This is a genomic window from Pseudomonas oryziphila (genome assembly GCF_003940825.1).
GTDB classification, from domain to species: Bacteria; Pseudomonadota; Gammaproteobacteria; order Pseudomonadales; family Pseudomonadaceae; genus Aquipseudomonas; species Aquipseudomonas sichuanensis.
In genome coordinates this window covers 3,173,224-3,196,461 of sequence record NZ_CP034338.1, presented here as the reverse complement: position 1 = coordinate 3,196,461, position 23,238 = coordinate 3,173,224, and the positions used below count along the sequence as shown (strand labels likewise).

24 protein-coding genes are annotated in these 23,238 nt (G+C 66.0%); 11 read left to right on the top strand and 13 right to left on the bottom strand.

Annotated features, from left to right (window positions below; genetic code table 11):
- Positions 1-45: 45 nt before the first annotated feature.
- The 4 genes from EJA05_RS14890 to EJA05_RS14875 all read right to left on the bottom strand — a co-directional run bounded on the left by EJA05_RS14890 (position 46) and on the right by EJA05_RS14875 (position 4,488).
- Positions 46-651, bottom strand: coding sequence for an START domain-containing protein (locus tag EJA05_RS14890; protein WP_125858835.1), 606 nt, complete (start codon positions 649-651; stop codon positions 46-48).
- A 90-nt stretch (positions 652-741) separates the two neighbouring features.
- Positions 742-1,578, bottom strand: coding sequence for a bifunctional allantoicase/(S)-ureidoglycine aminohydrolase (locus EJA05_RS14885; protein WP_125464268.1), 837 nt, complete (start codon positions 1,576-1,578; stop codon positions 742-744).
- 132 nt (positions 1,579-1,710) lie between these two features.
- Positions 1,711-3,075 (bottom strand): LLM class flavin-dependent oxidoreductase, encoded by a 1,365-nt coding sequence (locus EJA05_RS14880; protein WP_125858834.1) that lies wholly within the window; start codon positions 3,073-3,075, stop codon positions 1,711-1,713.
- A gap of 432 nt (positions 3,076-3,507) precedes the next feature.
- Positions 3,508-4,488 carry an aliphatic sulfonate ABC transporter substrate-binding protein gene (locus tag EJA05_RS14875; protein ID WP_125858833.1) on the bottom strand — a complete coding sequence of 327 codons (981 nt, stop codon included), beginning with the start codon at positions 4,486-4,488 and terminating at the stop codon, positions 3,508-3,510.
- Between the two features lie 204 nt (positions 4,489-4,692).
- Between EJA05_RS14875 and EJA05_RS14870 the strand changes: the two genes are divergently transcribed.
- Positions 4,693-5,586, top strand: a complete 894-nt coding sequence (locus tag EJA05_RS14870; RefSeq protein WP_125858832.1) for an NHL repeat-containing protein — start codon at positions 4,693-4,695, stop codon at positions 5,584-5,586.
- A 13-nt stretch (positions 5,587-5,599) separates the two neighbouring features.
- On the opposite strand, the gene EJA05_RS14865 is transcribed toward EJA05_RS14870, so the two are convergent.
- Entirely contained in the window at positions 5,600-6,484 is an 885-nt protein-coding gene (locus EJA05_RS14865) for a DMT family transporter (protein WP_125858831.1), read from the bottom strand.
- Positions 6,485-6,593: 109 nt separating this feature from the next.
- Complete coding sequence (locus EJA05_RS14860; protein ID WP_125858830.1) at positions 6,594-7,262, bottom strand: class I SAM-dependent methyltransferase; 669 nt, start codon at positions 7,260-7,262, stop codon at positions 6,594-6,596.
- 105 nt (positions 7,263-7,367) lie between these two features.
- On the opposite strand from EJA05_RS14860, the gene EJA05_RS14855 reads away from it, so the two are divergent.
- The 3 genes from EJA05_RS14855 to EJA05_RS14845 all read left to right on the top strand — a co-directional run bounded on the left by EJA05_RS14855 (position 7,368) and on the right by EJA05_RS14845 (position 10,205).
- Entirely contained in the window at positions 7,368-8,120 is a 753-nt protein-coding gene (locus tag EJA05_RS14855; RefSeq protein WP_125858829.1) for a class I SAM-dependent methyltransferase, read from the top strand.
- Between the two features lie 159 nt (positions 8,121-8,279).
- Complete coding sequence (locus tag EJA05_RS14850; RefSeq protein WP_125858828.1) at positions 8,280-9,254, top strand: quinone oxidoreductase family protein; 975 nt, start codon at positions 8,280-8,282, stop codon at positions 9,252-9,254.
- An 18-nt stretch (positions 9,255-9,272) separates the two neighbouring features.
- Complete coding sequence (locus tag EJA05_RS14845) at positions 9,273-10,205, top strand: LysR family transcriptional regulator (protein WP_125858827.1); 933 nt, start codon at positions 9,273-9,275, stop codon at positions 10,203-10,205.
- A gap of 118 nt (positions 10,206-10,323) precedes the next feature.
- On the opposite strand, the gene EJA05_RS14840 is transcribed toward EJA05_RS14845, so the two are convergent.
- Positions 10,324-10,653 (bottom strand): hypothetical protein, encoded by a 330-nt coding sequence (locus EJA05_RS14840; RefSeq protein ID WP_125858826.1) that lies wholly within the window; start codon positions 10,651-10,653, stop codon positions 10,324-10,326.
- A gap of 74 nt (positions 10,654-10,727) precedes the next feature.
- On the bottom strand, positions 10,728-11,378 hold the full coding sequence (locus EJA05_RS14835; protein ID WP_125858825.1) for a DUF998 domain-containing protein: 651 nt from the start codon (positions 11,376-11,378) through the stop codon (positions 10,728-10,730).
- A gap of 191 nt (positions 11,379-11,569) precedes the next feature.
- Here EJA05_RS14835 and EJA05_RS14830 point away from each other — a divergent pair, with 191 nt between their 5' ends.
- Together EJA05_RS14830 and EJA05_RS14825 are read left to right on the top strand one after the other, a co-directional pair.
- A complete protein-coding gene (locus EJA05_RS14830; protein ID WP_125858824.1) occupies positions 11,570-12,319 on the top strand; it encodes a FadR/GntR family transcriptional regulator in 750 nt (249 codons plus the stop codon).
- A 140-nt stretch (positions 12,320-12,459) separates the two neighbouring features.
- Positions 12,460-13,347, top strand: a complete 888-nt coding sequence (locus EJA05_RS14825) for a pirin family protein (RefSeq protein WP_125858823.1) — start codon at positions 12,460-12,462, stop codon at positions 13,345-13,347.
- A gap of 198 nt (positions 13,348-13,545) precedes the next feature.
- On the opposite strand, the gene EJA05_RS14820 is transcribed toward EJA05_RS14825, so the two are convergent.
- The 3 genes from EJA05_RS14820 to EJA05_RS14810 form a co-directional block, all read right to left on the bottom strand.
- Entirely contained in the window at positions 13,546-14,034 is a 489-nt protein-coding gene (locus tag EJA05_RS14820) for an HvfX family Cu-binding RiPP maturation protein (RefSeq protein WP_125858822.1), read from the bottom strand.
- Positions 14,035-14,435: 401 nt separating this feature from the next.
- Positions 14,436-15,722 (bottom strand): sensor histidine kinase, encoded by a 1,287-nt coding sequence (locus tag EJA05_RS14815; RefSeq protein WP_125858821.1) that lies wholly within the window; start codon positions 15,720-15,722, stop codon positions 14,436-14,438.
- Complete coding sequence (locus EJA05_RS14810; protein ID WP_110994426.1) at positions 15,719-16,459, bottom strand: response regulator; 741 nt, start codon at positions 16,457-16,459, stop codon at positions 15,719-15,721. Before EJA05_RS14810 ends, EJA05_RS14815 begins: the two co-directional genes overlap by 4 nt.
- 218 nt (positions 16,460-16,677) lie before the next feature.
- Between EJA05_RS14810 and EJA05_RS14805 the strand changes: the two genes are divergently transcribed.
- Both EJA05_RS14805 and EJA05_RS14800 read left to right on the top strand, forming a co-directional pair.
- Complete coding sequence (locus EJA05_RS14805; RefSeq protein WP_125858820.1) at positions 16,678-16,953, top strand: DUF2790 domain-containing protein; 276 nt, start codon at positions 16,678-16,680, stop codon at positions 16,951-16,953.
- Positions 16,943-17,497: a thioredoxin family protein gene (locus EJA05_RS14800; protein ID WP_223811824.1), complete on the top strand. Its 555-nt coding sequence runs from the start codon at positions 16,943-16,945 to the stop codon at positions 17,495-17,497. Before EJA05_RS14805 ends, EJA05_RS14800 begins: the two co-directional genes overlap by 11 nt.
- A 4-nt stretch (positions 17,498-17,501) precedes the next feature.
- On the opposite strand, the gene EJA05_RS14795 is transcribed toward EJA05_RS14800, so the two are convergent.
- A complete protein-coding gene (locus EJA05_RS14795) occupies positions 17,502-18,512 on the bottom strand; it encodes a GlxA family transcriptional regulator (RefSeq protein ID WP_125858819.1) in 1,011 nt (336 codons plus the stop codon).
- Positions 18,513-19,071: 559 nt separating this feature from the next.
- Here EJA05_RS14795 and EJA05_RS14790 point away from each other — a divergent pair.
- The 3 genes from EJA05_RS14790 (at position 19,072) to EJA05_RS14775 (ending at position 22,412) form a co-directional block, all read left to right on the top strand.
- On the top strand, positions 19,072-19,485 hold the full coding sequence (locus EJA05_RS14790) for a RidA family protein (RefSeq protein ID WP_125858818.1): 414 nt from the start codon (positions 19,072-19,074) through the stop codon (positions 19,483-19,485).
- A 198-nt stretch (positions 19,486-19,683) separates the two neighbouring features.
- Complete coding sequence (locus EJA05_RS14780; RefSeq protein WP_125858817.1) at positions 19,684-20,184, top strand: GNAT family N-acetyltransferase; 501 nt, start codon at positions 19,684-19,686, stop codon at positions 20,182-20,184.
- Positions 20,185-20,309: 125 nt separating this feature from the next.
- Positions 20,310-22,412, top strand: coding sequence for a putative bifunctional diguanylate cyclase/phosphodiesterase (locus EJA05_RS14775; RefSeq protein WP_125858816.1), 2,103 nt, complete (start codon positions 20,310-20,312; stop codon positions 22,410-22,412).
- Between the two features lie 30 nt (positions 22,413-22,442).
- Here the strand turns inward: EJA05_RS14775 and EJA05_RS14770 are convergent, their stop codons facing one another.
- Positions 22,443-23,234 (bottom strand): amino acid ABC transporter ATP-binding protein, encoded by a 792-nt coding sequence (locus tag EJA05_RS14770; protein ID WP_125858815.1) that lies wholly within the window; start codon positions 23,232-23,234, stop codon positions 22,443-22,445.
- Between the last annotated feature and the right edge of the window lie 4 nt (positions 23,235-23,238).

Genomic DNA, 23,238 nt, shown 5'->3' with positions numbered 1-23,238 from the left:
GCTTGCCCCGCGATGCTTTCATGGACCCTTGAATTGGTCCCGCGCTCAACGCTGCCGTTCGGCCACCGCACGCAACGTGCGCAGCGTCACCACTGGCGCATCCACCACGAATCGGTTGGCCAGCCAGCCCGGTACATCCCCGGCCGGATCAGCCTGCAGTTGATAGGTCACCTCGGTCCGCTTTGCACCCACCGGCTTCATGATCCATTCCCCGTTGATGCGCTTTACGCGGATCAGCCCCGGTTCTTCCGGCACCCTGCCAGGGTCGGCGCTGAGGTGGCGTACCAGCGTACCGTCGTCCAGCCGCTCGGTGCTGACCTTGAGCACCATGTCACGTGGCAGCGTGGGCCACGGCAGGTTGGTGGTGAGGTACACCCAGGTGCTGTCACCTTCCACGTCCAGCAGGCGCATCTGCTCGCACGCATACAGCCATTTGCACGCCACCCGCAGGTTTTCCTGCAGGTCGGTGAGTGTGCGCACGCTGGCATTCATGGTGCTGACACCACGGAACTGCTGGTAGGGGGAGCCGGCGACGCTGCTCAGGTAGACGCGGATACCTTCGCGGTCATAGGCCAGCTGCCAGTCGTCGGCGGCCAGCAGCGGGGCCGGTAGCGACAGCAGCAGGGCAAGCAGCAGGCGGGAGAGGGGCATGATCGGTGGCCGCAGCAAAGGCAAGCTGCAAGTATGGCCACAAAAACAAAGCCCGCCATTAAGGCGGGCTTTGCAAACATCAACCTGAACTCAACGCTGCGGGTTGAGGGTCAGGTGCACGTGGCGGTTGACGTCTTTGTACAGCAGGTAGCTGAACGGGCCCGGGCCGCCGGAGTAGCAGGCCTGCGGGCAGAAGGCGCGCAGCCACATGAAGTCGCCGGCCTCGACCTCGACCCAGTCCTGGTTCAGGCGGTACACCGCTTTACCTTCCAGGACATACAGGCCGTGTTCCATAACGTGGGTTTCAGCGAACGGGATCACGCCGCCCGGCTGGAAGGTCACGATGTTGACGTGCATGTCGTGGCGCATGTCGGCCATGTCGACGAAGCGGGTGGTCTTCCAGGCGCCTTCGGTGCCCGGCATCTCGATGACGGTGGCGTTGTCGCGATGGGTGACGAACGACTCCGGCACCGGCAGGCCTTCGACTTTCTGGTAGTGCTTGCGCAGCCAGTGGAAGGTGACGTTGGCCTGGCTGTTGTTGCGCAGGCTCCACTCGGCGCCCGGGGCCAGGAAGGCGTAGCCGCCTGGGACCAGGGTGTGGTGCTTGCCTTCGACGGTGATGTCGATCTGGCCTTCGACCACGAACAGTACCGCTTCGGCGTTCGGGTCCAGCTCAGGGCGCTCGCTGCCGCCTTCCGGGGCGACTTCGACGATGTACTGCGAGAAGGTTTCGGCAAAACCGGTCAGCGGGCGAGCGATGACCCACATGCGCATCTTGTCCCAGAACGGCAGGTGGCTGGTGACGATGTCACGCATCACGCCTTTGGGGATGACGGCATAGGCTTCGGTGAACATGGCACGGTCAGTCAGCAGCTCGGTCTGAGCCGGGTGCCCACCGTGGGGGGCGAAGTAGGATGGTTTCGACATGAACGGTCTCGACTTGTTGTTCTCTCCCCATGCCTTTGACCACACCGGCCGGTGCGTGCAGGGGATGCCGGGACAGCATAAGAGCCTGTCCGCGCCATCCACAAATTAAATGTTGAAATACCGGGTATTTGCTTACTGAATGCGTACCTGGCGGCCGACATGCTCCGCCGGCAAGCGGTCGCCGTTGCCGAACAGCTTGTGGCGCAAGGTGCCATCGTTGTAGGCGGTGGGGTAGCGGCCGCGGCGTTGCAGTTCGGGCACCAACAGCTCGACCACATGGGCCAGATCGTCCGGTTGCACCGCATAGGTGAGGTTGAAACCGTCGATGCCGGTCTGGTCCAGCCACTGCTCCAGCTGGTCGGCCACTTCGCTGGCGCTGCCCACCAGCACTGGGCCGCGCCCACCCAGGCCGACGAACTCAGCGGCTTCGCGCACGGTCCAGCGGCGGTTCGGGTCGGCGGCGGTGAACGCCGCCAGGGCGGCGCGGCCGGCGTCATTCTCTACATACTCAATGGGCGCGTCGGGGTCCAGGCCTGCGAAGTCGATGCCGGTCCAGCCCGACAGCAGCGCCAGGGCGGCGTCGAGGTCTACGTAGCGGCGGTATTCGGCGAAGCGCGCTTCGGCCTGCTCGCGGGTAGCGCCAACGATCAGCAGTGCCTGCGCATAGATCAGCACCTCGTCACGCCCGCGCCCGGCTACCTCGCTGGCCTGGCGAATGCCGTCGGCATAGCGGCGCAGCACTGCGGGCGTCGGGCCACTGATGAACACGCACTCGGCGTGCCGTGCGGCGAACTGCTGGCCGCGTGCCGAGGCGCCGGCCTGGAACAGCACCGGGGTGCGCTGTGGCGAGGGTTGGCACAGGTGCATGCCGGGCACCTGGAAGTGCTCGCCGTGGTGGTTGATCGGGTGTACCCGGCTGGGCTCGATATAGCGCCCGGTTACGCGCTCCAGCAGCACCGCATCGTCTTCCCAGCTTTGCTCCCAGAGTTTGTACAGCACCTGCAGGTATTCTTCGGCCAGGTCATAGCGCTGGTCGTGGCCGAGCTGCCGGGGCAGGCCCAGGTTGCGCGCGGCGCTGTCGAGGTAGCCGGTGACGATGTTCCAGCCGACCCGGCCATTGCTCAGGTGATCGAGGGTAGACATGCGCCGGGCGAAGGGATACGGGTGCTCATAGGTCAACGAAAAGGTCACGCCGAAGCCCAGATGCTGCGTGACCCCGGCCATGGCCGGCACCAGCAGCAGCGGGTCATTGACCGGTACCTGCACGCCGCCGCGCAGGGCTGCCTCGGGGCCGCCCTGGTAGACGTCGTAGATGCCCAGCACGTCGGCGATGAACAGCGCGTCGAATAGGCCGCGCTCCAGCAGCCGGGCCAGGTCGGTCCAGTAGTCCAGGCGGTTGAACGCGACACTGGTGTTGTGTGGATGGCGCCAGAGGCCGGGCGATTGGTGGCTGGCGGCGTTCATGCTGAAGGCGTTGAAGCGGATCGGGCGGGGCATCGTTACCTCCTTGTCAGGGCCATGCCCTGCAAGGTCTTTGAATGAGATTGTGTGAGGGCTGCGAGGGTTCGGCGAAAGGGTTGCAGCGCCTGTGAGATCGAGCGCCGCCCGCGCGGCGCATCGCTGGCAAGTCGCAGCGGCGAACCGCAGCTCCCACATCTGTTTCGGGCCAGTTACTCCTGTAAGTTCTTCGCTATCCGCCTTGTTGGTACGACGCGGTTTCAGTGTGGGCGTTGCCGCCGCCCCATATGACTCAAGGCATGCACCAAAGCAGGCGCCGGTACTTTCACAGGCATAATTGGCCCGAAACAAACTGTGGGAGCTGGCTTGCCAGCGATGCGCCGCGCGGGCGGCGCTCGATCTCACAGGCGCAGAAAGCCTCTCGTCGAACACTTGGAGGTCCCACCCCAATCACCTCGCAAGGCATCCCTGTCAGGGCAGCACAGAGGCCGGATAAACCGCCTCGGCGACATTCAACTTGCGCGGGATCAGCCCCAGCCCCTGGAAGGTGTCGGCCAGCTTCTGCTGTTCGGCGACGATCTGCGGGGTGATGGCCACGGCGTTGTAGTTACGCCGCTCGCTGGCGGTCTTGAGCACGTCGGCACCGATCCCCAGTTGCGGCGCCAGCAGGCTGGCGACCTCGCCAGGCTGGGCGTTGGCCCATTGGCTGACCTTGGCCAGTTCGCCGAAGAAGGTCTTGAGCAGCGCGCGGTGCTGGTCGGCGAAGTCGGCGGTGGACAGGTAGAAGGTGCGATTGTTGGACAGCCCGCTGCCGTCGCGCAGGTTCTTCAGGCCCGGCTGCGCTTCGGCGGCAGCCAGGAACGGGTCCCACAGCGTCACTGCCTGCACGCTGCCCGACTGCAGCGCGGCGACGGCATCGGCGGCGTTGTTGACGTAGGCCGGGGTGATGTCCTGGTAGCTCAGGCCGGCCTGCTCCAGGGCCACGGCCAGCAGGTACTGGGCGTTCCAGCCGCGGCCAGTGGCCACGCGCTGGCCCTTGAGCTGGGCGACCGAGGTGATCTGGTCCTGCTCGCGCACCACCAGGCCGATGCCGCGCGGGTAGGGCTGCTCGGCGGCCAGGTAGACCACCGGCTTGCCGGCGGCCTGGGCGAACACCGAAGGCGCGTCGGCGGCGTGGCCCAGGTCGATGGCGCCGGTGCTCAGCGCTTCGAGCAGCTGTGGGCCGGCGGCGAACTCATGCCAGCTGACCTTCACCCCCTGGGGCGCCAGGGCTTTTTCCAGGGCACCGCTGCCCTTGAGAATGTTGATGCTGTTGAACTTCTGGTAGCCGATACGCAGGGTCTTGCCATCGTCGGCAACCGCGTTGGACCAAGGCAGGAGGGCGCTGGCAACGCTGGCCAGCAGGCCGCCGATCAGCAGGCGGCGCAGGGGGGAGAAGGCACGGGAAGGCACGGTGAGGGCTCCTTGAATAGGCGGAAAAGCGTGGCTCCAGCCTACGGAGCTGGCAGGGGCTATTTCAATTTGTTTATTCCATTCAGTTAGATTGTTTTGTTATTTTTATATCCATTTATTTTGTCGTGACCGACCGGTCACTGAGCCATGACATTTTTTTCACATCCCCTTGCTACGATCGCGCCACTTTCAGGAGCTCGATCAATGATGCATGTTCTGCGCAAGCGCAGTGCCCGCCTGGCCCTGGCCGTCGGTGCAGGGCTGGTGGCCAGCACCCTGGGTTTTTTCGCCTGGCAAAGTTTCTACCCGGTGCAGGCCGCTGATGGCTGGCGTGTGCAGTTGCTGCACGGCGAGGTCGACAAGGCTGCCTCGTTGTTGCCGCAGTTGGATGGCAGCCTGCTGGTGAGCCGTGAGCTCAACGGTGGCAAAGGCAGCATCATCAAGATCACCGCCGACGGCGACCGTGTGGTGCTGGTCGAAGGCTTGTCCAAACCCGATGGCATGGTCGCCGTGGAAGGCGGCTGGGTGTTCAGCCAGGAGGTGGGCGAGGCGCCGGTCAGCCTGTCGCGCAATGGCCAGGTCATGCCCTTGTTCCAAGGCAACAATGTGCAGGGCTTGTACAACGATGGCGAACACCTTTACGCGATCGAAGACCGCAAGGGTGATGGCCGGCTGATGCGCTACGACTGGCGCAGCGGCCAGCTGGATGTGCTGCGCTCGGGCCTGACCGAAACCGAAGGGCTGACCCGTTGCAACGACGGGCGCCTGCTCTACACCGAAAAGGCCAGCGGCAAGATTCGGGCGCTCAGCGACGATGGCCAGGACCCCGTGGTGGTCGAAGGCTTGCGCAACCCGACGTTCCTGCTCTGCGATGCACGCGGCCTGTGGATCAGCGAGGACTCCACCCACCGTGCCCGGCTGCTGCGCGTCGACGGCGATGGATCGCGCCATACCGTGCTCAGTTTTCTCAAGGCACCGCAGGCGATCGTGCCCGACGGCAGCGGCGGTTACCTGCTTGCCGAGGGTGGTCGCGACCGTGTGCTGCGTCTGACGCCGCCGCAAGACCCAGCCGTGCAGGCCGTTTCCGCCCGGGAGTAACCTGGCGGCCGAGTCAACTGGGCAGGCGTGGGCCCTTGCCGGGCAACAGGCCAAGCACCAGCATGCAGCCGAACATGATCACCAGGCCACCGAAGGCTTGCAGCCAGCTCAGCGCCTCGCCGAGGAACAGCGCCCCGACCAGCACGGCGACCAAGGTCACCACGAACTCGACGCTGATGGTGCGGGTGGCGCCGATGCGGGCCACCAGACCGAAATACAGGACGTAGGTGGTGGCGCTCATCACCGCGCCACTGATGCCCAGGTAAAGCCAGTCCGCGGCCTGCGGAACGCTCGGCACCGGGACCAGCACCAGCAACGGCAAGGTCAGCAGGCCGCCCGCGAGGAATGCGCCGCCAGTCACTGTCCACGGATCCTGGCCGCGCAAGTGCAGGCTGGCGTAGTTGCTGCCGAACGCCGCGCACAGGCAGCCGCCCAACGAGGCGATACAGCCGTGGACGAAGTCTTCGTTGACCTCCTGTGCCGGGAAGCCTACCAGCAGGATGATGCCGAGCAGGCCCAGCAGCAGCCCGGCCAGCCCTTGCAGGCTGATCTTCTCCAGCCCCCAGAGGCGGCCGATGATCATCGAGAACAGCGGAATGGTCGCGACGATAATCGCCGCCATGGCGGTGCCGATACGCGGTGTGGCATAGGACAGGCCGATCAGTTGCCCGGCCACGGTGGTAGCGCCCACCACCAGCAGCGGCCTGAGCAGTGGCCGCAGGCGCAGCGTACGGCCAAGCAGGGCGGCCAGCGCGGCCAGGGTGCCTGCGGCGATCAGTGCGCGCAGGCTGACCGCACCCACCCAGCCAAAGGCATGCACCACCTTGAGGATGACCAGGAAAGAAAAGCCCCAGGCGATGGCCAGGAACAGGTAGGCGGCAAGGTCGCGGGGTTGCATGGGCAGCAGGGTCCGTCCGGGGCAGGGCTGCGCAGGCTAGCGGCAGGCACGGGGGTGGAGCAAGACGCCGGGGCGCTTGCTGTCGCAAACGGAACGCCCTGGCGCCTTGTCAGGTGCGTTGCGCAACCAGCAGCAGCGACTGCGGCAGCCGCTGCTGCGGATGTTGCGGTTCCTGCAGTTCGAGCAGGCTGAAGCCGGCCATCTGCAGCGCCTTCAACCAGCTGGCCAGGGTACGGAAATACCAGGGCATCGGTTGCCAGTCGCCATCGAGCCCGCAGAACGTTTCTTCGCGCCAGCCATCCTGATAGTCGCCGGCGGCGGCTGTCCACGGATGCAGGGTCTGGATCACCAGCGTTCCCTGCGCTTGCAGCAGTCCGTGCAGGGCTGTCAGCAATGGAATGATGTCCTGGTGCAGCAGGGCGAAGTTGGCGCAGACCAGCGAGTAGTCGTGGCCGATGTCCACCTGCCTCGCGGCCAGTTGCTCGTAGGTGGCCAGGTGTACCGCGGGCGAACCCGCCGCATGCGCGGCAGCCACCAGGGTTGCGTCGCCATCCACCCCGACTGCTTCGACACCCCGGTTTTCCAGTGCCCGCAACAGCCAACCTTCGCCACAGCCCAGGTCGAGCACCCGCGCCGGCTGCCGGCCGAGCACGGCGAGGAGCATGGCCTGGTCGGTAACCTGGCGACGGGACTCGATGGCGCCGCCGCGCACGGCGTCGATCCAGGCCTGGGCGTTGTGCTGCCAACTGCGCAGCAGCGGGTCTTGTGGGGCTGGCATGCAAGGGCTCCGATGGGCGCGGGTGGCACAAGGATAGGCCAGATCCGCCTTGTGTCAGGGGGCCGTTGCTCGGCACACTGGCACGTCCTCGCTAAGGAGCATGGCATGGCACTTGCGAAAGCGGATTTCACCACGCGGTTGTTGCTCGACGCCGGAATCGGCCCTGGCATGCGTGTGCTGGATGTCGGTTGCGGCAGCGGCGATGTGAGCCTGCTGTTGGCCCGCCTGGTGGATGGCGATGGCGCGGTGGTGGGCGTTGACCAGGCGACCGGGGCGCTGGAGATCGCCCGGCAACGCGAGGTGCCGAAGGGCGCTGCGCCACCTGAGTTCATCCACGCCGATCTGCACGCGCTGCCTGCTTCGCTGGGGCTGTTCGACGCCATCGTCGGGCGCCGGGTGCTGATGTACCAGGCGGATGCGCTCAAGGCCGTGCGGGGGCTGGCCCGGCACCTGCTGCCAGGTGGCGTGATGGTGTTCCAGGAGCACGACGCCAGCCTGACGCCGGCCAGCCTCGAACCTTTCCCCTTGCACCGCAAGGCCCAGCAGTGGCTGCAGCGCATGCTGGCGCAAGAGGGCGCCGACCTGCACATCGGCTTCAACCTGCACCGTATCTTCAGCCAGGCCGGGCTTGCGGTGGAGGACCTGCGCGCCGAATGCCTGGTGCAGACGCCCGACAGCCGCTACGCCCTGGCTGATATCGTGCGCGCCTGCCTGCCGCGGATTATCGAACAGGGCGTGGCCAGTGCCCGCCAGGTAGGGATCGAAACCCTGCAGTCACGGCTGGATGCTGAGCGCCAGGCCAGTACCGGAATCTATATCGGCGACATGCTGTACGGCGTGGTGGCGCGCAAGCGCTGATCGCTCGGCCGTGGTCAGCGCCACTGCGGCGATCACCGGCACGCTCATTCGAGCGATTACTGTTTCAAGTGCACGAATCATCTGCACCAGGCCTCATTGTTCGATCCATTGCAGCACTCTAGCCTGAGCCTGACTTTGCAATCACCCAAGGAAACGAACATGGCCAAGCGAATAGTCCTGCAGCAGACCGGCGGCACCGAAGTCCTGCACCTGCAGGACCTGCCGGTACAACAACCCGGCCCCGGCGAGGTATGGCTGGAACAGACCGCAATCGGGGTCAACCCGCTGGACGTCCTACAGCGCAAGGGCGGCGCGCCGTTGCCGCTGCCCTGCGGCCTGGGCCTGGAGGGCGCCGGGCGGGTGGCCGCAGTAGGCGCAGGCGTCACCAATGTGAAGGTGGGCGACTCTGTGGGCTATGCCACCGGCCCGCTTGGCGGCTACGCCAGCGCACGCTTGTACCCGGCCGAGCGGTTGGTGAAGCTGCCGGCGGGCCTGGGCGAGGAGGAGGCCGCCGCGACCCTGTTCAAGGGCATCACCGCCCAGTACCTGCTGACCAGCACCTACCCGGTCGGCCCCGGGACGCGGGTACTGATCTATGGCGCCGCCGGAGCGCTTGGCCAGTTGATGGTGCCTTGGGCCAAACACCTGGGGGCGACCGTCATTGGTGTGGTATCGCGGCCACAGAGCGTGGCCCGGGCCAAGGCCGCAGGGTGTGACCACGTGCTGCGGTTCAATGCCGCCACCCTGGCCGCCGAGGTGCGCGAGCTGACCGCCGGGGAGGGCGTGGACGTGGTCTACGACAGCGTTGGGCGCCTTTCGCTCGAAGCTTCGCTGGACAGCCTGCGCCCGCGCGGTCTGCTGGTGTCGTTCGGCGGCAGTTCCGGCGCGCCGGCAGCCATCGAGGTCGCCACGCTCAATGCCAAGGGCTCGTTGTTCGTCACCCGGCCGTCACTGGCCGCCCACACCCGCACCGCCGAGGAGTACCAGGCCCGCGCGGCAAGCGTGCTGGCTGCGCTGGCCGCGGGTATCATCCAGCCGCGGATCTGGCGCCGCTACCCGTTGGCCGATGTGGCCAAGGCCCATGAAGACCTGGAACTGGGCCGGTCGGAGGGAGCGCTGATCCTTACCCCCTGACCCCGGATGAGCCTTGCCATGGACCCCTTCGACAGCCGTCGCGCCGACGAACTCGCCACCTTGCTGGCCCTGCACGAACAGGGTTCGTTCGCCGCCGCCGGGCGCCAGCTGGAGCGCCACCCTTCGGTGCTGTCCCGGCGCCTGGGTGCGCTGGAGCAGCGTCTGGGCATCCGCCTGGTGGAACGCACCACCCGCCAGTTGCGTTTCACCGACGAAGGCGAGCGCCTGGTGGAGCGCCTGCGCCATGCCAGCCGCTTGATCGACGAGGCCGAGCAGGAGGCTGCACTGGGCGCCGCACAGGTGCGCGGCCGTCTGCGCCTGGCGCTGCCGGCGGCCATGGGCCGGCGCTGGCTGAGCGGGTTGCTGGCGGACTTCGTGCTGGCCCACCCGCAGGTCACGATTGACGCTGAGTACGCCGACCGTTTCGTCGACCTGGTGGGTGAGGGTTTCGATGCGGCCATCCGTATTGGCGAGCTGGCCGACAACCGCCTGGTGGCCAGCAAGCTGTGCGAGCACTTGCGCATCCTCTGCGCCGCGCCTGGCTACCTGGCGCGGCATGGCACGCCGCAGTTGCCGGGCGACCTGTCCAGCCACAACTGCCTGGGCTTCAGTGGGCTGCGTTCGTTCCCCGAATGGCACCTCACCGCCAGCGGTCGCCAGGCGAGCGTCAAGGTCGCTGGCAGCCTGCGCGGCAACGACAACGAGGCGCTGCTCGAGGCGGCGCGGCGGGGCGTGGGGATTATCGCCGGTGGCGACTGGTTGATGGTCGAGGACCTGCGGGCCGGCCGGCTGGTGCGGGTACTGCCGGAGTGGCAACTGGATGTGGCCGCGGGGATCTACCTGGTGCGGCCTTCGGCGCGGCTGAACACGGCGGTGATGCGGGCGTTCAAGGCGTGGCTCGAGGCCTGTTTCAAGGATGGAGCGCCATGGCGGCACGATCCTCGATATTAAATTGTATTTACTCTGTAAATAATTGATTTTTAAAGGATTTATCCAGATTGACACTGAGCGTGGAGAATCTGGATAAATCGCTTTCAGATATCCTTATAACTTATTGATTTATAAGCATTTATCTCTTCGCAAGCGCATGCTGAGCACACTGCTCAAAGTAGGTCTGTTTGATCGCCGCCGGCTTGAGTTGCGAGCGGCTGTTGTAGGTCTGCTCGGTGATGCCGAAGGCGGTCATGCGCATCCAGGGTTTGGCGAACTTGCGGGCCTGCAGCTTCTTGCGCGTGGCGTACAAGGTGACTCCGGAAAGCTTGGCCTGCTGGGCCTCGGCGGCGATCTGCGCGCCCCAGCCGCATACCTGGCGATCGTTCTGGCTCAGTGCCCGGGCCTGGGCGCCGAAGGTGGCGACGGCCAACAGGCAGCCGGCTACGCTTGCTAGAAATACCCGCATGTTGCTGTCCTAAGCGTCTGAAGGAAAACGGAGTTTGCCCGTACTTCAACCGCCTGGGGGCCAGCAATTTGCCGTCAGACGATGGCCATGCGCAGTGGGTTGTGGCGGCTGGCTCGCAGCGACACCAGGGCCAGGGCCGCCAGCCACAGCAGCGAGACCCCGTAGTTCAGGCGCTGGTACAGACCGAACAGTTCCCCGCTCTCGGCCGCCCGCGCCATCAGCAGCACCGTGACCACCGCCAGCACGGCGCACAGCAATGACCACCAGGCCAGGCCGCGCGATCGGGCCAGGCGCTGGCCGAGGCCGATCCACAGCACGCAGGCCAGGGTCAGGGAGAGGAACATCAGCAAGCCGCTGAGGTTGTGCAGTTGTTGCGACAGCGAAGGTGCCACCGGCGCACAGCCCGCATCACAGGCAAACCAACCGGTGCCCAGGCTGCCCACGCCGTGCAGCAGGATCAGCAGCGCGCTCAGCTGCGCCAGCCTGGATTGTCGCCAACGTCGCGCCAGGCCCCAGGCAAACAGGGCGAACAGCAATGCCAGGGGGAAGTTGTTGATCCATGGCGAGAGCGTGTGGGTGGGGGCGTCCACCGCGCCGAGCTGGCTCATGGCCTGTTGCAGGTGGCTGTATCCGGGGTAGGCCTTGGCGGTCAGGGTGACGCCGATCAGCAGCCAGAACGGGATCAGCAAGCCGCTGGCGAGCAACAGGCGATCGAATGTCTTCATGCAGGTTCCTTCCTTGGTGGGCATGGGCAAACGCGCAGCCTAGCGCCATGGCAGGGCATTTCGCCAGCATTCGATAACATCCCATTGCTTACCAGCAGGTGATGAGAGGTGAAATCCCCAGTGGACGTATGTGATCGTACAACCGCATGCGCTATCATCACGCCTGTCTTTCACCACAAGATGTACAGGGCATGACAGAGCAGCAGGTACAGCCACGCACCCGGCGCAAGCCGCGCAGTCTCGCGCAGGAACTGGTCACGGTGCTGACCGAGCGCATTCGCAGTGGCCAGCTTAAACCCGGCGACAAGCTTCCCACCGAATCGCAGATCATGGTCGAGGAAGGCGTCAGCCGTACCGTGGTGCGTGAAGCCATTTCGCGGCTGCAGGCTGCCGGCCAGGTCGAGACCCGCCACGGCATTGGCACATTCGTCCTGGACGCGCCGACTGCCGGCGGTTTCCGTATCGATCCGGCCACCGTTGTCACCCTGCGCGAAGTGCTGGCGGTGCTGGAACTGCGTATCGCCCTGGAGATCGAGTCGGCCGGGCTTGCCGCGCAGCGGCGCAACGACGAGCAGCTGGCCGGCATGCGCGCCGCTCTCGACGAGCTCAACGAAGGCGCGGCCCACGCCTCGGACGCGGTCTCGGCGGACTTCCAGTTCCACCTGCGCATCGCCCAGGCCAGCGGCAATCACTACTTCGCCGATATCATCAATCACCTGGGCACCAGCATCATCCCGCGCACCCGCCTCAACTCCGCGCGCCTGGCCCATGACGACCAGGCCCATTACATGGGCCGGCTGATGCACGAGCACGAAGCCATCTACGAGGCCATTGCCCGGCGCGACAGCGAAGGCGCGAAAATGGCCATGCGCCTGCACCTGAGCAACAGTCGCGAGCGCTTGCGCCAGGCCCATGAGCAGGCCGAGGCACAGGGGGTCTGATACCTCTGCCGGCTGTACCGGCCAGTTCGCCGGCGCGGTCGGATTGTTCCATTTGTAGAACGATGCATGCCAATTTGGCCGTCTAGTGCACGATTAACCTCATCTGTAAGGTGGTGTTCATCCACGAGAGGAGGTTTCTCATGAAAAAGATCCAGGGTATCCACCGCAGCCCCCACGCCCACTGGGTGGGTGACGGTTTCCCGGTACGCAGCCTGTTCACCTACGATCATCTGGCCCGGCATATCAGCCCGTTCCTGCTGCTGGACTACGCCGGTCCCCATGATTTCGCCCCCACCAGTGCCCGCCGTGGCGTCGGCCAGCACCCGCACCGCGGTTTCGAAACGGTGACCATCGTCTATCAGGGCGAGCTGGAGCACCGCGATTCCACCGGCGCCGGTGGCCTGATCGGACCGGGTGACGTGCAGTGGATGACCGCCGCGGGCGGCATCATTCACGAGGAGTTCCACTCGCCGGCCTTTGCCAAGCGTGGCGGCACCCTGGAGATGGTGCAGTTGTGGGTCAACCTGCCGGCCAAGGACAAGCGCGCCGCCGCCGGCTACCAGACCCTGCTGGCCAGCGACATCCCGGTGGTGGCGCTGAAGGGCGAGGCGGGCAGCCTGCGGGTGATCGCCGGCCGCTACCTCGAGCACCAGGGCCCGGCCCGCACCTTCACCGACATGGATGTGTGGGACCTGCGCCTGAAGGCCGGCGCCAGCCTGCAGTTGCCGGTTGCCAGCGGGCGCAACGCGGCACTGGTGGTGTTGCGCGGCACGCTGCGGGTCAACGGCGAGCGCGAGGCCGGCCCGGCCAGCCTGGTGTTGTTCGAGCGTGACGGCGAAGGGCTGCGCATCGACGCGCTGGAGGACGTCAGCGTGCTGCTGCTCAGCGGCGAGCCGATCGACGAGCCGATCGTAGGTTACGGCCCGTTCGTGATGAACAGCCAGGCCCAGATCGCCGAGTCGTTCGACGACTTCCAGGCCGGGCGCTTCGGCCAGATGGGCGGGGTCGAAGCTGGTCCCGTCAGGTAACGTTTCATCGTCGGTGATGGGGCTGCTTTGCAGCCCTTCGCGGGTAAACCCGCTCCCACAGGTTTCGCGCCAGCTTGAGGCTTTGCGCAATCCTGTGGGAGCGGGTTTACCCGCGAAGGGCCGCAAAGCGGCCCCAATTGGCTTGACTGACCGGCATCAGGGCCCACGCTCACCGAGCGTGGGCCCTTTTTTGTGAGTTCAGGCCTGACGCCACAGCCAGTGGTCCAGGCTCAGGCGCCCCGAACCTTTGAGCAGCAACGGCAGCAGTGCCACCAGGTAGATCAGCGGCAACTTGAAGTTGCCATGCCCCTGGTCGCTGATTGCATAGCCCTGGGCCAGCTCGGCAAGGCTTGACCACTCGGTCGGCCAATGCACGGCGGCAATCGCCACCAGCGTCACCACCGCCAGCACCGCGCTGGCCAGTCGCGTGCCCAGGCCCAACAGCAGAAGCAGCGGGCAAAGCAGCTCGGCCCACATCGACAATTGCCAGTTCAGGCTCGCCGGCAGCAGGTCGAAGGGGAACGGGAAGCTCCCTTGCAAGTCGGCGAACCAGTTGGCGCCGTTGAATTTTTCCAGCCCCGATTCGAAGAACTCCCAGGCCAGGAATAGCCGAAGCGGCACGTCGGCGCCCCAGCTGCCGATGCGATCGAGGGCGGTGAACGGGCGGGTCAGGGTGTGCGTCAACATGGCAGGACTCCTTGGGATCAGTGGGACGTGGCCGGGCGGCGCAGTGGCAGGGCTGCCTTGGCGATGAGCTTGAGGGGGACGGCGGCGAACATCAGGGCGAATGCCAGCGGCAAGGCTTTCATCGATGGGTTTCCCGGGGTGTGCGACGACGGCGGGGTGCCGTCGCTCTGTGGTGGCCGGGAGTGTGTGCGGGTGGGGTATCTGCAGTGTGTCGGCGGGTTGGGGGTTGTGTATCGGTTTGTAGATCCGCTTTGCCTTTATGGCCTCATCGCCGGCAAGCCGGCTCCCACGCCGACCGCATCAGCCCGCGCCATGCGTTAACCCTGTGGGAGCTGGCTTGCCAGCGATGAGGCCAGTGCAAGCAATCCAAGGTAGTTGTGCCCCGAGGCCGGGCGAACCGCTCAGCGCAGCTCGATCTGCGCGCACAGCCCGCCTTCTGCGCGGTTGCGCAAGGTCAGGCTGCCGCCCATGGCCTGGGTCAGCTGATGGGCGATGGCCAGGCCCAGTCCGGTGCCGCCGGTGCTGCGATTGCGCGACCCCTCGACCCGGTAGAACGGCTTGAGCACTTCATCGAGCTCCGCCGCAGGGATGCCCGGGCCGTCGTCGAGTACCCGGATCAGCGTCACGCCGCCCTCATGGTCGACTTCAAGCTGGGCGGCACCGGCAAATTTCAGGGCGTTGTCCACCAGGTTGACCAGCACCCGGCGCAGGGCGTGGGGCCGCGCCTGCAGGGTGGCCTGGGTGCTGCCACGGCGCTCAACCCGGGCGCCGCTGTCCTGGTAGTCGAACACCAGGCTGTCGAGGAAGGCATCCAGGTTGACCTTGCACGGTGCCTCAGTGCCGCTGTCCATGCTGCGGGCGTAGGCCACGCCTTCGCGCACCAGATGCTCCATGGCATCGAGGTCGTGCCACAATTTGTCCTTTTCCAGCCCGTCGTCCATCTGTTCGACCCGCAATTTCATGCGGGTGATCGGCGTTTGCAGGTCGTGGGAGATCGCCGCAAGCAGCTGCATGCGTTCCTTGAGGTAGGCCGCGATACGCGCCTGCAGGGCATTGAAGGCGACGGCGGCGTAGCGCACCTCGCGCGGGCCGCTTTCGTCCAGCAGCGGGCCGGGGTGGTTCGGGTCGAGGTTGTCCACCGCCTGCACCAGGCGGGTCAGCGGGCCGATGGCCAGGCGTACGGCCAGCCAGGTGCAGAGCAGCAGCACCAGCAGCTGGATCAGCAGCACCACCGGCAGCCAGGTGGCCACCGGCACCGGCGCCGGGGTCACGTCGATGGTCAATGGCGCGCCGTCGGCCAGGCGCAGGTGGGCCTGGAAGTGCGCGTTGGGGCCGGGGATCTCGAGGAAGGTCAACTGATAGCGATCACCGATGGCCTTGACGATCGACTCGGCGGCCATGGGCGCTTCGGCACTGGGCATGGCCTCGCCGGGCAGCCCGCCGTCGAGGCGGTAGCGGTAGGTGCGCCGCTCCAGGCGCGGCAACCAGGCCGGGCGCTCGGCGGCGGGCAGGCGGTCGAGGATGGCCACCGAGGTGGACACGTCCAGCTCCAGGTTGCTGAGCATCATCGAGCGGCTGCTGACGTAGCGCTCATACGCCTGCAGGCTGAACGACAGGCCGTAGGCCAGCACCAGCCCGGTGAAGAAGATCAGCGCCAGGCGCGAGGCGAGGGTGCGCGGCCATTTCATGCAGGCGACTCCAGCAGTTGCACCGGCAGCGAGAACACATAGCCCTCGCTGCGCACGGTCTTGATGCAGGTAGGCTCGCGGGCGTCGTCGCCCAGGCGCTGGCGCAGGCGGCTGACCAGCAGGTCGATGGAGCGGTCGAAGATGTCGGCCTCGCGGCCTTGGGTGAGGTTGAGCAGTTGTTCGCGGCTGAGCACCCGTTGCGGGTGGTCGAGGAATACCCGCAGCAGCCGGTATTCGGCGCCGGACAGCGCCACCAGGGTCCCTTCGGCGTCCAGCAGGTGACGCGAGGTGGTGTCCAGGCGCCAGGGGCCGAAAGCGATCAGTCGGCTGCTTTCGCTGATGGTCAGGTTGGGCGGCAGCATGCGCGTGCGGCGCAGCACGGCGTTGATCCGCGCCAGCAACTCGCGGGCGGAGAAGGGCTTGGTCAGGTAGTCGTCGGCGCCCATTTCCAGGCCGATGATGCGATCGGTTTCATCGTTGCGCGCGGTCAGCATCAGCACCGGCGTGTTGCGGTGCTTGCCGGCGCGCAGCTCGCGGCACAGCAGCAGGCCGTCGTCCCCGGGCATCATGATGTCGAGGACGATCAGGTCGACGGCGTTGTTCTCCAGGAAGGCGCGCATCTGCCGGCCATCGGCGACGATGCTGGTGCGCAGGCCGTTCTTCTTCAGGTAGTTGCCGACCAGCTCGCGGATCTCGCGGTCGTCGTCAACGACCAGGATGTGATCGACGTGTTCCATCGGAGGTGTCCTTGTGTTGGGTGTGGGCGCAGTGTACAGAGCGCGTTCGGCCTTGCCTGCGGCGGTTTGTATTGCAGTGTATCTGGCGCGGCTGCAGATACATGCGCAGGCACTTCGGTGCCTCGCAGGACACAAGCGCGATACCTGGCAGCGTTGAAATGGCTCTCGACCGGGGAGCAACGCCTCCCCACCCAAGAAGCTGCACCAGGAGAGATGCCATGACCCTCAAGACTTTTACCAGCGCTGCCCTGTTCGCCATCCTTGGCCTGGGTGCCATCACCGCCCAGGCCAGCAGCACCTCGATGAACGACAGCAGCGTGATGCAGTATCGCTACGGGGACCATCTGGACATCAAGAAAGTCCTGTCGGTAAAAGATGACCAGCGCACTGGCTGTGGCCTGGTCAACACCCGCATGGACTACCTCGATTCCCACGGCAAGCCGCAAAGCGTCGAGTACCGCACCTATGCCACCAGCAGCTGCCATGACAACTGATCCGCGCGGTAAAGGGAGCAAACGTCGCCTGCTCAAGGCCGGCGGCGTGGCCCTGGCCCTGGTCGGGCTGGGGCTGGCTGGCCACCTGCTGGCACGCGACAACTACGGCCCGATGCCGTCGCTGGCCGGCGCCGAGCAGTGGCTGAACTCACCACCGCTGGAGGGGCAACAGCTCAAGGGCAAGGTGGTGCTGGTGGATTTCTGGACCTACGACTGCATCAACTGCCGGCGCAGCCTGCCCCACGTCAACGACTGGGCGCGGCGCTATGCCGACCAGGGGCTGGTGGTGGTCGGGGTGCACACGCCGGAGTACGACTACGAGCACGATCTCGCCAGCCTGCGCGAGCAGGTCAAGCGGTTGGATATCGGCTATCCGGTGGCGGTGGACAATGACTATCGGATCTGGAATGCCTGGGGTAACCAGTTCTGGCCCGCGCACTACTTTGTCGATCGCAAGGGGCAGGTGCGGCATGTGCATTTCGGCGAGGGCGATTACGACGGGCAGGAGCGTGTCATAAGGCAACTGCTCGATGAGCCGGGCTAGCGGCTTACTCGCCCAAGCGCTGCTCGCGTGATGGTGGGTAGCCAAAGTACGCCGCATAGCACTTGCTGAAGTGCGACACCGAGACAAACCCGCAAGCCACCGCCACTTCCATCACCGAAAGGTCGGAATATTGCAGCAAGCGCCGGCTCTTGGTGATGCGCAGCTCCATGTAGTAGCGCCGTGGCGAGGTGCCGAGCTGGGCCTGGAACAACCGGTCGATCTGCCGCCGGGAGCGCCCGGAGTAGGCCGCAAGTTGGTCGAGGCTCAGGGTTTCCTCGAGGTTGTTTTCCATCAGCTCGACGATGGTGCGCAGGTGCAGGCTCATGGACTTTTTCGCCCCCGGGCCAACCTGGCGATAGCGCGCCCCGGAGAACGACAGGATCTCTTCCACGCCCTCGGCCAGGGCATCGCCGTACAGCCGGCGGACCAGGCCGAGCATCAGTTCCATGGCGCCGTTGGGGCTGGCGGCGCTGAGGCGGTCACGGTCGAGGGTGAAGCTGGCCGGGGTGATGCGGGTTTGCGGGCTGCATTCGCTGAGGCTGGCGCGCTGCTCGGGGTGAACACTGCAACCGTAGTCGTCGAGCACCCCGGCGCGGCCGAGGAACCAGGCGCCGTTCCACAGCCCGCCCAGGGTCATGCCGTGGGCGGCGCAGTCGCCGAGCAGGCGGTCGAGGGTCGGGTATTTGAGCGGGGTGCGCAGGCCGCCGCAGATCACCAGCAGGTCGAGGTCGTGCAGGTCGGTCGGTACCAGCGGGCTGGCCACCAGCTCCAGGCCCAGGTCGCTGAGCACCCGGTCGCCGCCGCCCAGCGACAGGGGGGTGAAGGCAAAACTGTCGGCCCGCAGCAGGTTGGCGGTGACCAGCACGTCCATGGCCACGGTGAAGCTGGCCATGGAGAAATGTTCGAGCAGGACAAAGTCGACTCGGTAAGGCCGCTGGGCGCTGCCGTCGCTGGTCTTGAGCCGCAGCATGTTGCTGGTGCTGGTTTTCTTGCTGAACTGGCGTGGCGTGGGCACTGCGGACTCCGCTTCCTGGCTGGCGGCAGTGAGTGTGCGGGGTGTGGCGGGTAAAGACAACTGGGGGTGGGCGCGGGGTGTATGTCATGGAATGGTGGGTGGGCAGCCAGGTGCATGTCTTGGAATGGTGTTTGGGCAGCCAGGTGTAAGGCGACAGGTTTGCAGCGCCTATCAGATCGAGCGCCGCCCGCGCGGCGCTTCGCGGGTGAACCCGCTCCCACAGTTTGTTTCGGGCCAATTATTCCTGTGAAAGTACCGGCGCCTGCCCTGGTGCCTGCCTCGAGTCATGCGGGGCGGCGGCAACGCCCACACTGAAACCGCGTCGTACCAACAAGGCAGACCAGGTGATGGCACAGGAAAGACTGGCCCGAAACAAACTGTGGGAGCGGGTTTACCCGCGAAGCGCCGCGCGGGCGGCGCTCGATCTCATAGGCGCTGCAAAACCTCCGCCGGACACCTCGCAGCCTTCACTGTCCATAAACAGAGTCGCGCCCCTGCTTGACCTCAACCAAACCTGAGGTCTGATACTCGCCCGCTCTTCCCACGATGGAGCGTGCCCATGCCCCAACCAAAGGCTTTTACCCTGTCCAACCCCGAAGGCCTCTACGACCCCAGCGCCAACGCCTATTCCCATGTCGCCGAAGTACGCGCCGGCAGTCGCCTGGTGTATGTGGCCGGGCAGGGCGGCGAGGGCCTGGATGGCGCGCTGTCGCCACAGTTCGACGCGCAGGTGCGTCAGGCGCTGATCAACCTGAAGATCGCCCTGGCCTCCAAAGGTGCCAGCCTGCAGGACGTGTTCAAACTCACCCTGCTGGTGGTGGACCACAGCGAAACCCGGTTGCAGCAATGGGTGGCCGCAGCGACCCGCGCCTGGGATGGCAGCATGACCCCGACCTGCACCTTGATCCCGGTACCGCGGCTGGCGCTGGACGGCATGCTGGTGGAAATCGATGCGGTGGCGGCGCTGAGTTAGTGGCTCACTGGCCTCATCGCCGGCAAGCCGGCTCCCACAGGTGCAGCGCTGGCCTTGAGGATGGCGCGATTGATGTGGGAGCCGGCTTGCCGGCGATGAGGCCGACGCGAGCAACACAAGAAAGTTGCTGCCACAGGGTACTGTGCAGTTGCCAGCTTGGCGCTAGAATCGCGCTTCCTCACTGCCCGAGCGCCCTTGATGCCCACCCCCATCGAACTGCTCCAGACCGGCCCCGAGCAGGCCGATCTGGTGCGCAACCTCTACCAGTTCTATGCCTACGAATCGTCCGATTGGGAGCAGGAGGATGTCGAGGTGGACGGGCGCTTCTACCTCCACGAACCGCACTTCGAGCGCTATTGGCAGTCCCCCGACTGGGCCGCCCACCTGGTCCTGGTGGATGGCTTCATCGCCGGCTTCGTGCTGGTCGAGCGCAGCGAGCTGCCGGGCATCGATGCACTGGAGCTGGCCGACCTGTTCATCCTCAAGCGCTATCGGCGCCAGGGCGTAGGCCGCGCCGTGGCCCTGCAGTTGCTGAGCGACGGCCGGGTCGACTGGCTGCTGCGTTGCTATGCCGGGGATGCCCCGGCCATGAGCTTCTGCCAGGCCGTGCTGGCCGACCTGTCGCGCCCGGTACGCGAGATCGCGTTGGACGATGACCCGCAGCTGCGCAATTTTCTGGTCACACCGTACCGCCATTGAATACGCGCGATTTTTTTGTGACGCACTTCACAAAAACCGTTCGTCTGGCGGCATAATGCCAGTAATTCGTATTTTCGGACTGGTCTGACGCGAAGTCCGGAAGCTTCCTTGCTCAGGTAAATCCCATGCCGCTAGCTGCAAGCCCAGAGACCCTGTCCCGCCTGTTGATCCAGAGCGTGGTCGACTACGCCATCTACCTGCTGACCCCCGAGGGTGTCGTCGCCAGTTGGAATCCGGGGGCGCAGCGGGCCAAGGGCTACCATGCCGAGGAAATCGTTGGCCAGCATTTCTCGGTGTTCTACACCGACGCCGACCGCGATGCCGGCCTGCCGGCCCTGAGCCTGGCAACCGCCCTGGAAGCCGGGCGCTTCCAGGCAGACGGCTTGCGCCAGCGCAAGGACGGTTCGCACTTCTGGACCAGCGTGGTGATCGAGCCGATCGTCGACGAAGGCAGCGGCCAGTTGATCGGTTTTGCCAAGATCACCCGCGATATGTCCGAGCGCCGCCAGCAGGAGCTGGAACTGCTCAAGGCCAAGGAGCTGGCCGAGCAATACAGCCAGGAGATGACCACCCTGTCGCAGTTCCTCGACTCGGTGATCGGCAATATCCCGGCCAGTGTCATCGTGCAGGACTTGGCAAGCGAGCAGATCCTGCTGGCCAACCCCCAGGCCGAGCGCCTGTTCGGTGGCCAGGGCGTCAGCCTGGTCGGCCAGTTGCCCGGGCAGGGCCTGGCCCCGGAGGCGGCGGAGTACCTGGAGCAGCAACTGGCCCGCGGCGCGCGCAGCAGCAAGGGCTATGTCGCCGAAACCCGCGTCGACACCGCCAGTGGCCCGCGTACCCTGCGCAGCCGCACCCTGCGCTGCGAGGGCCGCGCCGGGCAGGGCGACTACGTGCTGTACGTGGCCGAGGATGCCACCGAGGAACTGGCCGCCCACGCCCAGATTCACCACATGGCCCACCATGACGCGCTGACCGGGCTGCCCAACCGCACGCTGTTCCATGAACGGCTCAAGCAGGCCCTGCTGCGCGGCGAGGACAGCGGCAAGCTGACCGCCACCCTGTGCCTGGACCTGGACAACTTCAAGAACATCAACGACACCCTCGGCCACGCCTTCGGCGACAAGTTACTGCGTGCCCTCGGCAAGCGCCTGCGCCGCGAGCTGCGCGAGCACGACACCCTGGCGCGCCTCGGCGGTGACGAGTTTGCCGTGGTGCTGGTCGGCCTGGATAACCGCGAGGCCGCGCGCAACACCGCGCAGCGCCTGATCGATGCAATCAGCCCGCCGTTCCATATCGAAGGCCACCAGTTCAGCGTGGGGGTGAGCATCGGCGTGGCGATCGCGCCGGACGATCACGACAACGCCGAACAACTGCTCGGTTACGCCGACATGGCCCTGTACGAAGCCAAGCGCAACGGCCGCAACCGTTTCGAGAGCTTCCATGTCGAGCTGGACGTGGCTGCCCGCCAGCGGCGCCTGGTGGAGACCGACCTGCGCACGGCCCTGCACCTGGGCCAGCTGCAACTGCACTACCAGGCCGTGGTCGACCAGCAGAGCAACAGCGTCACCGGCTACGAGGCGCTGCTGCGCTGGGAGCACCCGGTGCGCGGCATGATCATGCCCATGGACTTCATTCCGATTGCCGAAGAGACCGGGTTGATCCACGAACTCGGTGTTCGCGCGCTCAACCTGGCCTGCCAGGAAGCGGCAAGCTGGGGCACCGAGCAGACGGTTTCGGTCAACCTGTCGCCGGTGCAGTTCAAGAATGCCAACCTGGTCCACACCGTGGCCCTGGCCCTGGCCGACTCGGGGCTGCCGGCCACGCGCCTGGAGCTGGAGATCACCGAGTCGGTGCTGCTGGGCAACAGCGAGGAAAACGTGCGCACCTTAAGGGCACTGAAGGACCTGGGGGTGTCGATCTCCCTCGACGACTTCGGCACCGGCTACTCGTCGCTGGGTTACCTGCGCTCGTTCCCGTTCGACCGGATCAAGATCGACAAGTCGTTCGTCCACGACATGTGCGACAGCCGCGAGGCGATGTCGATCATCCGCGCCATCACCGAGCTGTCCAACAGCCTGATGATCAAGACCACGGCCGAAGGGGTGGAGTCGGAGGAACAGATGCAGCGGCTGATGGCCGAAGGTTGCTCGCACTTCCAGGGCTACCTGTACGGGCGCCCGGCGCCGGCCAGCGAGCGCCTCAAACAACTCACGCCGGCCGGCCAGTAAGCGGCGCGGGCTTGCCCCGCGCCAACGGGCTCAGTGCAGGATCTGCTTGAGGAACGCCTGCGCCCGGGCCGTGCGTGGCTGGCCGAAGAACAGCTCGGGCGGGCTGTCCTCGATGATCTGCCCGCCTTCAAGGAACAGCACGCGCTCGGCCACCTGGCGGGCGAAGCCCATTTCGTGGGTGACGCAGAGCATGGTCATGCCGGTGCCGGCCAGCTGCACCAGCACGTCCAGCACCTCGGCGACCATCTCTGGGTCGAGCGCCGAGGTGGGTTCGTCGAACAGTATGATCCGCGGCTTCATGCACAGCGCCCGGGCGATGGCCACGCGCTGTTGCTGGCCGCCGGAGAGCTGGCTGGGGTACTTGTGCGCCTGGTTTTCGATGCCGACCTTGGCCAGGTACATGCGCGCCCGTTCCTCGGCGTCCTTGCGCGACAGGCCGCGCACGCTGGTGGGCGCCAGCAGGCAGTTGTCGAGCACGCTCATGTGCGGGAACAGGTTGAAGTGCTGGAACACCATGCCGATTTCGCTGCGGATCTGGGTGGCTTTGCGGTCGGTGCCGGCCACGTCGATGCCGGCCACCTGGATACTGCCCTGCTGGGCGATCTCCAGGCGGTTGATGCAGCGGATCAGCGTCGATTTACCCGAGCCCGACGGGCCGCACAGCACGATGCGCTCGCCTTCGCGCACCGACAGGTCGATATCGTGCAGCACGTGAAACGCGCCGTAGTGCTTGTTCAATCCCTCGATGCGGATCAGCTCCGGGCGCAGGTCGGGCGTGGGTTGTGGAGTGGCAAGGCTGGCAAGACTGGAAGGTGCGGACATCGTT